13 protein-coding genes are annotated in these 10,801 nt (G+C 69.2%); 7 read left to right on the forward strand and 6 right to left on the reverse strand.

Annotated features, from left to right (window positions below; translation table 11 throughout):
* The first annotated feature begins 9 nt into the window (after window positions 1-9).
* Together MKD38_RS13590 and MKD38_RS13595 are read left to right on the forward strand one after the other, a co-directional pair.
* Window positions 10-945, forward strand: coding sequence for a 2-hydroxy-3-oxopropionate reductase (locus tag MKD38_RS13590; RefSeq protein WP_252677531.1), 936 nt, complete (start codon window positions 10-12; stop codon window positions 943-945).
* An 18-nt stretch (window positions 946-963) separates the two neighbouring features.
* On the forward strand, window positions 964-1,833 hold the full coding sequence (locus MKD38_RS13595; protein WP_252677533.1) for a DMT family transporter: 870 nt from the start codon (window positions 964-966) through the stop codon (window positions 1,831-1,833).
* Here MKD38_RS13595 and MKD38_RS13600 read toward each other — a convergent pair.
* Both MKD38_RS13600 and MKD38_RS13605 read right to left on the reverse strand, forming a co-directional pair.
* Window positions 1,830-2,405: a flavin reductase family protein gene (locus MKD38_RS13600; RefSeq protein WP_252677535.1), complete on the reverse strand. Its 576-nt coding sequence runs from the start codon at window positions 2,403-2,405 to the stop codon at window positions 1,830-1,832. The genes MKD38_RS13595 and MKD38_RS13600 overlap by 4 nt on opposite strands.
* Window positions 2,402-3,580, reverse strand: a complete 1,179-nt coding sequence (locus tag MKD38_RS13605) for an acyl-CoA dehydrogenase family protein (RefSeq protein ID WP_252677537.1) — start codon at window positions 3,578-3,580, stop codon at window positions 2,402-2,404. Before MKD38_RS13605 ends, MKD38_RS13600 begins: the two co-directional genes overlap by 4 nt.
* Before the next feature lie 147 nt (window positions 3,581-3,727).
* Between MKD38_RS13605 and MKD38_RS13610 the strand changes: the two genes are divergently transcribed.
* Window positions 3,728-4,714, forward strand: coding sequence for an AraC family transcriptional regulator (locus MKD38_RS13610; RefSeq protein ID WP_018004821.1), 987 nt, complete (start codon window positions 3,728-3,730; stop codon window positions 4,712-4,714).
* Between the two features lie 62 nt (window positions 4,715-4,776).
* On the opposite strand, the gene MKD38_RS13615 is transcribed toward MKD38_RS13610, so the two are convergent.
* Complete coding sequence (locus MKD38_RS13615; RefSeq protein ID WP_042881786.1) at window positions 4,777-4,920, reverse strand: entericidin A/B family lipoprotein; 144 nt, start codon at window positions 4,918-4,920, stop codon at window positions 4,777-4,779.
* Window positions 4,921-5,234: 314 nt separating this feature from the next.
* On the opposite strand from MKD38_RS13615, the gene MKD38_RS13620 reads away from it, so the two are divergent.
* The 4 genes from MKD38_RS13620 (at window position 5,235) to MKD38_RS13635 (ending at window position 8,851) form a co-directional block, all read left to right on the forward strand.
* On the forward strand, window positions 5,235-5,507 hold the full coding sequence (locus MKD38_RS13620; protein ID WP_252677539.1) for a DUF2188 domain-containing protein: 273 nt from the start codon (window positions 5,235-5,237) through the stop codon (window positions 5,505-5,507).
* Window positions 5,508-5,715: 208 nt separating this feature from the next.
* Window positions 5,716-5,913, forward strand: a complete 198-nt coding sequence (locus tag MKD38_RS13625) for a hypothetical protein (RefSeq protein ID WP_252677541.1) — start codon at window positions 5,716-5,718, stop codon at window positions 5,911-5,913.
* A 155-nt stretch (window positions 5,914-6,068) separates the two neighbouring features.
* A complete protein-coding gene (locus MKD38_RS13630; RefSeq protein WP_371925687.1) occupies window positions 6,069-6,407 on the forward strand; it encodes a hypothetical protein in 339 nt (112 codons plus the stop codon).
* A gap of 170 nt (window positions 6,408-6,577) precedes the next feature.
* Window positions 6,578-8,851, forward strand: coding sequence for a VTT domain-containing protein (locus MKD38_RS13635; RefSeq protein WP_252677542.1), 2,274 nt, complete (start codon window positions 6,578-6,580; stop codon window positions 8,849-8,851).
* Between the two features lie 3 nt (window positions 8,852-8,854).
* Here MKD38_RS13635 and MKD38_RS13640 read toward each other — a convergent pair whose 3' ends face one another.
* From MKD38_RS13640 to MKD38_RS13650, 3 genes are all read right to left on the reverse strand, one after another.
* Entirely contained in the window at window positions 8,855-9,337 is a 483-nt protein-coding gene (locus tag MKD38_RS13640) for a DUF1579 domain-containing protein (protein WP_252677544.1), read from the reverse strand.
* Between the two features lie 144 nt (window positions 9,338-9,481).
* Window positions 9,482-9,835 carry a DUF2880 domain-containing protein gene (locus MKD38_RS13645; protein WP_252677546.1) on the reverse strand — a complete coding sequence of 118 codons (354 nt, stop codon included), beginning with the start codon at window positions 9,833-9,835 and terminating at the stop codon, window positions 9,482-9,484.
* 113 nt (window positions 9,836-9,948) lie between these two features.
* Window positions 9,949-10,686 carry a GntR family transcriptional regulator gene (locus MKD38_RS13650; protein ID WP_252677548.1) on the reverse strand — a complete coding sequence of 246 codons (738 nt, stop codon included), beginning with the start codon at window positions 10,684-10,686 and terminating at the stop codon, window positions 9,949-9,951.
* Window positions 10,687-10,801: the final 115 nt, after the last annotated feature.

A 10,801-nucleotide genomic window follows, 5' to 3' on the forward strand; every position in this document is an offset into this window, starting at 1 on the left:
GACACTGACATGAGCAAGATCGGCTTTATCGGGCTTGGCGTGATGGGCAAGCCCATGGTGCGGCACCTGATCGACGGCGGGCATGCCGTGTTCGCTCATAGCCGCAGCGGCGTGCCGCAAGACCTGCAGGATGCCGGCGTGAAGCCCTGTGCCAGCGCCGAGGACGTAGCCAGGCAGTCGGAGACCATCATCCTGATGCTGCCCGACACGCCCGACGTGGAAAAGGTGCTGTTCGGCGAGCGCGGTGTCGCCGACGGGCTGGCCGATACCGCCGGCGGCGTCACGGTGATCGACATGAGCTCGATCTCGCCGATCGCGACGCGCGAGTTCGCGCGCTGCATCGAGGCGATTGGCGCGGACTATGTCGACGCGCCGGTGTCGGGCGGCGAAGTCGGTGCCAGGGCCGGCACCTTGTCGATCATGGCCGGCGGCAAGCAGGAGGTATTCGACCGCGTGCTGCCCATCCTGCAGCTGATGGGCAAGAACATCACGCGCGTGGGCGCAGCCGGCGACGGCCAGGTGGCGAAGGTGGCCAACCAGGTGATCGTGGCACTGACCATCGAGGCGGTCGGCGAGGCACTGGTGCTGGCGGCCCGCGCCGGCGCGGACCCCGCCCGCGTGCGCGAGGCGCTGATGGGCGGCTTTGCCAGTTCACGCATCCTGGAAGTGCATGGCGAACGGATGATCCGCCGCACCTTCGACCCCGGCTTTCGCATCGCGCTGCACCAGAAGGACCTGGAGCTGGCGCTGTCGACCGCGCGCGAGCTTGGCGTGGGCCTGCCCAATACGGCGTCGTGCCAGCAGCTGTTCAATGTCTGCCACGGGCTGGGCGGCGCGGCCTGGGACCATTCCGGGCTGGTCCGGGCGATCGAGCATTTGTCTTCATTCGCCCTCGGCGACTCCGACCAGACCGGCGAGAGCGGCGACGGCAGGCCCGCCGGCTAAGTGCAGGGCCCGGCCCGCATGCCGCATGCAAACACCGCGCTGCTGACCGCGCTGGCGATGCTGGCGTTCGCCGGCAATTCGCTGCTGTGCCGGCTGGCGCTGAAAGGCACCACCATCGACGCCGGCACCTTCACGCTGGCGCGCGTCGCGGCCGCGGCGGCGGTGTTGTGGCTGATCGTGATGGCGCGGCGGCAGGCCGGACGCCAAGGCGCGGGCGCCATGACGCTGGGCGGCAACTGGGTATCGGCGCTGGCGCTGTTCTGCTATGCCGCGGCGTTCTCGTTCGCGTATGAGCGCCTGAGCGCGGGCACCGGCGCGCTGCTGCTGTTCGCCGCGGTGCAGGCCACCATGACGGGCTACGGGCTCTATACCGGCGAGCCGTTGCGCGCGCAGCAGTGGGTGGGCCTGGCGCTGGCGCTGACCGGCCTGGTCTGGCTGATGCTGCCGAGCGTGGCGACGCCGCCGCTGGCCTCATCGCTGCTGATGATTGCGGCGGGCATTGCCTGGGGCGTTTATTCGCTGCGTGGCAAGCGCGCCGCGGATCCGGTCGAGACCACCGCTGGCAACTTCATGCGCGCCGTGCCCATGGCGCTGGCGCTGGGGGCCGCAATCCAGGCGCAGCGCTCGCTGGATGCTCCGGGGCTCGCCTACGCGGTGGTGTCCGGCGCGATCACCTCGGGGCTTGGCTATGTGATCTGGTACGCCGCGGTGCCGCGCCTGCGCGCGGCTACCGCGGCCACCGTGCAGCTGAGCGTGCCGGTCTTCGCCGCGGTGGGCGGCACCGCATGGCTCGGCGAGGCCCTGACCTTGCGGCTGGCGCTGAGCGCGGCCGCGGTGCTGGGCGGCATTGCGCTGGTGATCCTGGGCAAGCGCGCCGAGCGCGCCTAACCGGCGCAGGGTTCGCATGCATCGGCAAAGCCGCCGCCATGGAACACCAGCGGCACGCCCGGCGCCGCGCCATAGGCCACCACTTCCACGACGAACAGCACATGGTCCCCCACCGTGCGCACCGAGCGGTGCCGGCAGATAAAGTAGGCCAGCGTGCCGTCGATCAGCACCGTGCCGCACGGGCCGGGGCGATGGGCAATGCCGGCGAAGCGATCGCCGGCACGCGACGCAAAGCGCCGGCACACCTCCAGCTGGGCGCTGCCAAGCACGTTGATCGCGTGGCAGGGCGCTGCGCGCAACACCGGCAGGCTGCCTGAGCTTCGTGCCAGGCACCACAGCAGCAACGGCGGCGCCAGCGACACGGAAGCGAACGCATTGATCGTCACGCCGACCGGGCGGCCATCGGCGCCGGCGGCCGTGACCACGGTCACGCCGGTGGCAAACTGCCCCAGCGCATCGCGCAAGGCGCGGCGCGCCGCGCCATCGTGGCCGATGGCGCAGGCGTCTTCGCCCTGGCCGCTGTCATTGCAGGCCTCGGTGTCATAGGAGAGCTGGGCCAGGGCGGACATCATTGCGCTGCCGTGCGCACCTCGCCGGTCGGCGCATCGATATCGAGCCCCAGCGCCATGCGTCCGGCGTACTCCTGCTGGGCCCCCGCCTGCAGCGGATGGAAGCGCGCGCCCTGCGCATCGCGGAAGCGCCGCTCCAGTCCGGCATCGCGATAGAAACCCGCACCGCCGGCCAGGTCCATCGCCGCTTCCACGGTGGCCAGCACCGCGCGCGCCGCCAGCGTGCGGGCGCTCATGATGCGGTTGGTGGTGATCGCGCCGGGTGCCTGGCCGGCGGCGGCGGCGAACATCGCATCGAGCGCCAGCTGCGCGGCATCGGCTTCATTGCACAGACGTCCCGCGGCCTCGACCGCATGTGCGTTCAGGCGCCGCTGGCGGGCCAGCTGCAGCGCGATATCCCGCGCGGCCTCGGCGATGCCGACGTAGACGGCGTAGATCAGGGGCAGCGCGATCATCGCCACCGTATGCATCATCGGATGCCATACGCCCTGCGGCCGGCGCGCCGCAACGGCGGTGTCAGGCACCAGCACGCCTTCCAGCATGACATCGTGCGAGCCGGTGCCGCGCATGCCGAGCGTGTGCCAGTTCGACAGCACGCGCACGCCCGGCGTCTTCATCGGCAACGCGAAATGCAGCACGGTGGGGCCGGCCTCGGGGTCGTCATAGACCGCGCAGGTCATGAACAGGTCCGCCACCGGCGCGCCGCTGGCGAAGATCTTGCGCGCGTCGACGCGGTAGCCGCCGTCGACGCGCGTGGCCTTGCCGCTGCCTTGCAGCCAGTCGGAGCCGCCGCTGCCGAGCAACACCAGCTGCTCGGCGCCGACGCGCTTGAGCAGGCCCTCCACCGGCGCTTGCTGATTGCGCCAGCGCCATGCGGCCGTGGCCACCGGGTGCGTATGCATGGCAAAGGCCAGCGCGGTCGAGCCGCAGTACTTGCCCAGTTCGCGCAGCACCGCGCCAAGCTCCTGGTGCGACAGCCCGGCGCCGCCCAGCTCTTGCGGCACCGCCGCGGCAAAGAAGCGGTGCGCGCGCAGGTCGTCATAGTTGGCGCTGACGAACTGCTCGCTCGCGTCGATCTCGGGCGCGCGGCCATCGAAGGTGCGGCCCAGCGTGGCGGCAAGGCCGATCCAGTCGGCCTGCGCGCCGGCGCTGGCATCCGCTGCGGAAAGGGTTTCCATGGTGTTGTCTCCGTCCGGTTATGGTGCGTGTCCCGCGCCGTTGTACGGCCACGGGCACGGTGCTAGTATCGGAGCCCGGTCCCCTCGCCCGTATGATCGGGCGTCCGGCTTTCTTGCGCGAAACCCCGGATCTGGAGGAATGTGGCCATGGATGCCTTGTCCGACCTCTTGCGCGCCGTGCAACTGAGCGGTGCCGTGTTCCTGAACGGCGAGTTCAAATCACCGTGGTGCCTGATCAGTGAAGCCGATGCTGAATTGCGCGCCGCGTTCCTGCCGCGCGCCGACCGCGTGGTCTCGTATCACCTGATCACCGAAGGCATCTGCTGGGCGCGCCTGGTCGACGACACCGGCCCCGGGGTACGCGTCGAAGCCGGCGAACTGCTGGTGGTGCCGCAGGGTGAGCCGCATGTGCTTGGCAGCGACCTGCATCTGCAGCCCTTGCCTTCTGCGCCGCTGGTGTATGACCTGCTGCGCAACAGTCCCGGCGAAGTCATGCGGGTCTCGTACGGCGGCGGCGGCGAACACACGCGCATGGTCTGCGGCTTTCTCGGTTTCGACGACACCATGGGCAATCCGCTGCTGACGTCGCTGCCGCGGCTGTTCAAGGTGGGGCTGGGCAGCGGGCTGGAATCCGCGTGGCTGGCCTCGGCGCTGGCCTTCGCCACCTCGGAGGCGGCGGAACCGCGCGCCGGCAGCGCCACCGTGCTGGCCAAGCTGTCGGAACTGCTCTTCGTGCAGGCGGTGCGACGCTGCATCGACACCCTGCCGGCCAATGAAAGCGGCTGGCTCGCCGCGCTGCGCGACCGCTACGTGGCGCGCGCGCTGTCGCGCATGCATGCGCGGCCGGCCTATCCGTGGACCGTCGACGAACTCGCCGGCAACGTCGGCCTGTCGCGCTCGGCGCTGGCGCAGCGCTTCACCGACCTGCTGGGGCAGCCGCCGATGCAGTACCTCGCGCACTGGCGCCTGCGCACCGCAGCGGCCGAGCTGCGCAGCGGCAACCGCTCGATCAGCGAGGTCGCCGGCGCGGTCGGCTATGACTCCGAGGCCGCCTTCAGCCGGGCCTTCAAGCGTGAATTCGGATTGCCGCCGGCCAGCTGGCGGCGCAACTGCACCGAAGCGGCGCACGCATGAATGAAAACGGCCCGCGCCTGGGGCACGGGCCGTCGACTGGCCACAGGGTGGCCGCCAGTGGCTTACATCTTCTGCTTGGTGTTTTCCGCCGCGCCCTGCACCTTCTCGCCGCCGCGCTCGATATCCTTGCCGGCGCCAGCCATGGTGTTGCAACCCGTGACCAGCAGCATGCCAGCGAGGGCAAACAGTGCGTATAGCTTTCTCATGATGATCTCCTTGCTTCGTGTGGATGCGGCATGCGCCGCCAGGATGGAAGAGCTCGGAATGGCTTGACCGGGCAGCCTGTTGCCCAACCGGCAATTGGATCGTAGCAATCCGTGGCGGGACGAAAAGTCGGCATTCGTCCTACCGCGATGTCAGCAGAACGCGCGACATGCCACGGCGGCATGCCGCACTACGGCGGTGCCACGCGCGGCGTGCCGGCTGGTCCCGAAAATGCTTGTAGGACTGCGACCGATAGCCCGCGGCCGCGGGATCCTTTAAAACCTCAATGTCACTGCCAGCCATCACGGAGAACACCATGACGTCACGCAGCATCCACGTGCTTCCCGCCACGACCGGCGACTCCGAATACGCCAGCGAGGGGGAATGGGCGCTCACCATCGAGGGCCTGGAAAGCGGCCCCGACGACGCGGCCCTGCACTTCCCGACGCAGGAAGCCGCCATTGCCGCCGGCTGGATGCGTGCCCGCGAGGACGGCGTGTCGCTGTGCATCCATGGCCGTGACGGCCTGGTGCGTGAACGCAAGATCTACTGCCGCGATGCCCGCGGCAATACCCGCCTTAGCCACTAGCGCCGACTCGGCTGGCCCGCCCGTCGCGTGCCGGCTGCCTCGCCATCATTGCCTCGCGTGCCCGCTGACAGAGCGGGCCGCAACACTTCATTGCGCGAGATGCATTGAGTCGCATCAAAGTATCGCGAATCTTCTGCTGAAAACCTCGGGTCCACCGCCAATACTGGAGTCAGGCCACAGGCCGACGACCAGACCACCGAGACCCGTCATGCGTTTTCTTCTCCGATACCGTCCGCTGGACATCTATCCCGACCCGCTCGACGCCAGGGTGGCGGAACTTCACGATCTTGCCGAAGACATCCAGGATCGCCACGCCCGCAAGTGGCGCCGGCATGGCTCCATGCTGACCCGGCATGACGGCTCGCCGCCCAGCTTTGCCACCGGCGACCCGAAAACGCGGCACTGATGCGCCATGGCGAGGACGTTGCCTTCCTTTGCAGGAATGTGAACAAGTGTCATATCGGATTGGCAAGACCATGACCCCTGCTGAAGAATGGTTATCCGCAGGCAAGGGACCCGATCGGCGGGTTCGCTGCCGCACCATTTTTTTGACGCAGCGACATGAATCGAACCACCCGGGAATGCGTGATGGCGTTGATTTCCAGCCTGCGTGCCAATGGGCCCATGCCCCGGCACCGGCTCGCCACCGCCAGCCGCCTGAGCGCCGCCGAGCTGACCCGCGCGCTCAAATCCGCCCGCCAGATGGGCGTCGTTGCCTATGACGGCGAGCCCGACCTGCCGCCCGAGGCCGAAACTCCGCTGGTGCTGACCGGTCGGCCGTTGCCGCCGCCACGGCGCGTCACTCCCGCGCCGCGCGACAACACCCCGCACTTCGAGCCGCTGCTGGACGTCTGGGGCATCGCCCGCCCCGCCACACTGCGGCGCGGACACGCTTCCTGACACGCTCCACGCCCTTGGGCACGCGGGCTCGCGCGTGCCGTTCTTACAAAGGCAGGTAAGGCGCACACGCAAAAGTCGAGCCCGGCGCGCCAGCAACGGGCGCTTGCGCAGGGTACGGAACTTGCGCGACGCTTCAGGCTATGGCTTTCGCTTCCCCCTGAGCGTGCGCAATGAGGCAATACAATCCGCCCGGCACCACGGCGTCCCCAGCGCCCACGGCGCCGCCACCACCGCATGATCCCGCCTCGCCGCCCGGCTTCCAGCTCGAACCCGGTCGCAACTGCTGGCGCGTCGAACCTTGCCGGCGCTTTGCCATGCTGGTCGACGCCGACGCCTATTTCCGCGCGCTGCGCGAGGCGCTGCCGCTGGCCGAGCACACCATCTTCATCCTGGGCTGGGACATCGACAGCCGCATGGAACTGGTCCCCGCCGGCGCGCAGGATGGCCTGCCGCCGGGGCTGCGCGACTTCCTGTGCGCGCTGGCCGATCGCCGCCCCAACCTGCGCATCTACATCCTGAGCTGGGACTACGCCATGGTGATGGCGATGGAGCGCGAATGGCTGCCATCGGCCAGCGCGCACTGGCAGGCGCACCGGCATCTGTCGTTCCTGCTGGACGGCAATCATCCTCCCGGCGCATCGCACCACCAGAAGGTAGTGGTGCTCGACAACAAGGTCGCCTTCGTCGGCGGGCTGGACCTGACACTGCGCCGCTGGGACGACAACCAGCACGCGCCCGGCGCACCGCTGCGCATGGCCGAGGGCCGACCCTACGCGCCCTTCCATGACGTGCAGTGCGCGGTCGACGGCAGCGCGGCCGCCGCGCTCGGCAAGCTGTGCGCGCAGCGCTGGCTGCGCGCCAGCGGCAGCCAGTCGCGGCCGGTGGCGGCGACCTCGTCGGACCCATGGCCGCCGAGCCTGGCGCCCGAGCTGACCGACGTGCGCGTGGGCATTGCCCGCACCATGCCCATGTGCGAGGACGAGCCCGGCGTCAGCGAGGTGCGCATGCTGCTGCGCGATGCCATCGCCTCGGCCCGGCACAGCATCTACATGGAGAACCAGTACTTCAGCTCCGGCGAGATCGCCAAGGCGCTGGCCGCGCGGCTGGGGCACGAGGACGGCCCGGATATCGTGCTGGTGTCGCGCCGCAACGAGAGCGGCTGGCTCGAGGCGCACAGCATGGGCGTGCTGCGCGCGCGCCTGTACCGGCAGCTGCGCGCGGCCGACAAGTTCGATCGCTTCCGCCTGTACTGCCCGACGATCCCCAACCTGCACCCCGAATGCGTCAACGTCCACAGCAAGGTCACGGTGATCGACGACGACTTCCTCACCATCGGTTCTTCCAACCTCAGCAACCGCTCGCTGGGGCTGGACACCGAGTGCAATATCGTGGTGGTCTCCGGCGGCGAGCCCCGCATCCAGACCGCCATCGCCGCGATGCGCGCGCGGCTGCTGGGCGAACACCTGGAGGTCTCCCCCGAAGCGTTCCAGGCCGAGGTGGCGGCCACGCGCAGCGTGCTCGGCGCGATCCGCAACCTGCAGCGCAGCGACGGCCGCTCGCTGGAAGACTATGTGCCGCCGCTGCCCGACGATGTCGATGCCGCGTCACCGGCCGCCAACCTGCTGGACCCGATCGAGCCGATCGACAGCGACCAGGTGCTGGCCGAGTTCGTCAGCCACGAGGCGCGCCCGCGCGTGCTCGGGCGCGTCGGGGCGATGGTGGCGCTGGCGCTGCTGATGGCGGGGCTGGCCTTTGCGTGGCGCTATACGCCGCTGCGCGAGTGGGCGGATTTCCGCGCGCTGCTGGGCGCGATCGAGCGCGTCGACCAGATGCCGCTGGCGCCGCTGGCGATGATGGGGGTCTATCTGGCCGGCGCGGTGACGATGCTGCCCGTGACGCTGCTGATCCTGGTCACGGTGGTGGTGTTCGGCCCGCTCTACGGCGCCGTACTGGCTCTGGGCGGCACGGTGCTGAGCACCGGCGCGGGCTACCTGGCCGGGCGGCTGCTGGGGCGCCAGGCGGTGCGCCGCTTTGGCGGCAGGCGGCTGAACCGCGTCAGCCATCAGTTGGGCAAGCACGGCATCGTCGCCATGGTGGTGCTGCGGCTGGTGCCGATCGCACCATTCTCGCTGGTCAACCTGGTGGTGGGTGCCTCGCGCATCAGCCTGCGCGATTGCCTGATCGGCACCGCGCTGGGGATGTTGCCGGGCATCGTGGTCAGCGCCTTGCTGGTGGACCGGGTCGCCGCGGCGGCGCGCGACCCGGGGCTGCTCACCTTTGCGCTGCTGGCGCTGGTGCTGCTGGTGCCCGCCTCGCTGCTGCTGTTGCTGCGCCGCCGGCGCCGGCGCAATGCGGCGCGGCAGCGCGGCGGCCGCCACGACGATCCGCCAGGGCCCGGCTCGCGCTTGTCGCGGCTGGCGCGGATGGCCGGGGAGCGCTCCTGAAGCTCAGGGCTGGCGGCGGTAGGTGGCCTTCACGATCTGCGTCCACTCGCCGTTTTCGCCCTGCATGTACGAAGTCAGTTCGCGCTGGTTGTCGTCGCGGAACGTGATCACGTCGCGGTACTGCACCATGCGACCGTTGCCCGAGCAGTCCGGCCCTTGGGCCCGCAGCGTCAGCTGCTGGCCGCCCGCGTCGAGGTCGCCTTCGTAGACCCACAGGTGGGTCATCATCGAGCCGATGAAGGTGCCGACAAAGTGCTTGCGCGCCGGATCGTAGCCCAGCGTCATGACCGTCGAGGCCGGGCCGCAGCCGGGCATGTCGCCCTGGGCCACGCACTGCACCCAGACGTCGCCGATCGCGCTGACCCGCTCCGGAATCTGCCAGGTCTGCACCGGCTGGTCCGGTCCCATGACGGCCTCGCCCTCCGCCATCCAGTTGCCAACCAGACGTTGCAGCCAGCGGTGTTCCTTTTGTGCTTCGATTTGCATTTTCGGTCTCCAGTGAATGGGTAACGGCCGGGGTGCGGCGATTGCCGCGAGCATTTGTGGATGCTGTACACATAGACTAGCAAACCAAATGGACAGTGTCCACATTAAATTGCAACAGCTGGCACAGAGGGAGACAGGCTGGGCTTACTGCGGCAGGCGCAGCTTGGGCACGGCGAAGCGGTTGCCCTGAGCGCGGCGTACGTCGCACTGGACCTTGGCCTCGCGCACGGCGCCGTCCTGGGCCAGATATTCGACATCGGCCACCACGCTGTAGTTGTCCTTGTCGATCTGGCGCGCGGTGGCGGCCACCCACTTGAAGCTGCCGGGATTGGGCAGCGCCGCCTTGACCGCGTGCTTGCAGGCGGCCTCGGGCGCGCCCTCCTTGCCGGGCGGCCGCGATGCATCCGGCTGGGCCGCGGCCAACGCGGCAGGCACGCCCGCGGACAACGCTACCGCGAGCGCGGTAGACAGCAAACGTGGGGAAAGCGGCGAGTACATCCTGGACTCCTGCGACTGGGCGGCGCCAGACCGCACCACCCTGCGCCCGGCACCGATGCAGTTCAGGCCGCGGCGCGCACGCAAAAGTTCCCTTGTCGCCACAGCCAGCGGCCCTAACGCCGCACGCAGGCCTTGTAGGTGAACTTGTCGCCGCGGAACATGAACTCCGAAAACGCCAACGGCCGGTCGTCGATGTCGTGCGGCGTGAAGCGGATGCGCAGCAGCGGCTCGCCAGGCTCGATCTTCAGCCGGCGCGCGCTTTCCGCGGTGGCGGGAATCGCCGCGCTTTCCGTGTGCAGGTACTTGAGGCGATAGCCGAGCCTGGCCTCGACGATCATCAGCGCGTCGTTGTTTTCCAGGTCGTGCTCGAGCATCGCGCGCATCAGCGCTTCGGGCGCCATGGTCACGCCGACCGCCACCGGCGTGCCGGCCACGGACTTGAGCGTGGTCACGCTCAGCAGCTTGCTGCCGGGGGGCATGCGCAGCGCGTCGGCGGCGATGGCCGGCGCGGTGATCAGCCGCGTCGACAGCAGCTTGCCGTGCGCTTCGTGGCCACGGGCCCGCATGTAGTCGTAGAAGCCGGTCAGCGGTCCCAGGTCGGCCTGACCGGCCGGACGGCTGACAAAACTGCCCTTGCCGTGGACGGTTTCGATCAGCCCCTCGGCCAGCAGCGATGCCAGCGACTGGCGCACCGTGATGCGGCTGACGCCGAACTCGGCCATCAGCTCGGCCTCCGACGGCAGCTTGATGCCCGGGGTCCATTCGTTGTTGACGATGCGCTGGCGCAGCGCGCCTTCGATCTGCTTGAAGCGGGGCAATGAGCTGGTTGTCACGAGATTCGAGGGATTCATGGGAACGGCCCATGCGGGCATCTACTTATCATAACAACGTTGACTCATCATAACATGTTATGACAACATCGTCCGTCATCAACCATGACAAGACCAGCGGCGCCCGCCCGCCAGG

It is taken from the genome of Cupriavidus sp. WGlv3, from assembly GCF_023952475.1.
Lineage (GTDB): Bacteria > Pseudomonadota > Gammaproteobacteria > Burkholderiales > Burkholderiaceae > Cupriavidus > Cupriavidus phytorum.

What these genes read in the sequence shown, in the direction of transcription:
- MKD38_RS13590 (WP_252677531.1), top strand. Translation starts at nt 10, where the DNA reads ATGAGCAAGATCGGCTTTATCGGGCTTGGCGTGATGGGCAAGCCCATG.
- MKD38_RS13595 (WP_252677533.1), top strand. Translation starts at nt 964, where the DNA reads ATGCCGCATGCAAACACCGCGCTGCTGACCGCGCTGGCGATGCTGGCG.
- MKD38_RS13600 (WP_252677535.1), bottom strand. Translation starts at nt 2,405, where the DNA reads ATGATGTCCGCCCTGGCCCAGCTCTCCTATGACACCGAGGCCTGCAAT.
- MKD38_RS13605 (WP_252677537.1), bottom strand. Translation starts at nt 3,580, where the DNA reads ATGGAAACCCTTTCCGCAGCGGATGCCAGCGCCGGCGCGCAGGCCGAC.
- MKD38_RS13610 (WP_018004821.1), top strand. Translation starts at nt 3,728, where the DNA reads ATGGATGCCTTGTCCGACCTCTTGCGCGCCGTGCAACTGAGCGGTGCC.
- MKD38_RS13615 (WP_042881786.1), bottom strand. Translation starts at nt 4,920, where the DNA reads ATGAGAAAGCTATACGCACTGTTTGCCCTCGCTGGCATGCTGCTGGTC.
- MKD38_RS13620 (WP_252677539.1), top strand. Translation starts at nt 5,235, where the DNA reads ATGACGTCACGCAGCATCCACGTGCTTCCCGCCACGACCGGCGACTCC.
- MKD38_RS13625 (WP_252677541.1), top strand. Translation starts at nt 5,716, where the DNA reads ATGCGTTTTCTTCTCCGATACCGTCCGCTGGACATCTATCCCGACCCG.
- MKD38_RS13630 (WP_371925687.1), top strand. Translation starts at nt 6,069, where the DNA reads ATGAATCGAACCACCCGGGAATGCGTGATGGCGTTGATTTCCAGCCTG.
- MKD38_RS13635 (WP_252677542.1), top strand. Translation starts at nt 6,578, where the DNA reads ATGAGGCAATACAATCCGCCCGGCACCACGGCGTCCCCAGCGCCCACG.
- MKD38_RS13640 (WP_252677544.1), bottom strand. Translation starts at nt 9,337, where the DNA reads ATGCAAATCGAAGCACAAAAGGAACACCGCTGGCTGCAACGTCTGGTT.
- MKD38_RS13645 (WP_252677546.1), bottom strand. Translation starts at nt 9,835, where the DNA reads ATGTACTCGCCGCTTTCCCCACGTTTGCTGTCTACCGCGCTCGCGGTA.
- MKD38_RS13650 (WP_252677548.1), bottom strand. Translation starts at nt 10,686, where the DNA reads ATGAATCCCTCGAATCTCGTGACAACCAGCTCATTGCCCCGCTTCAAG.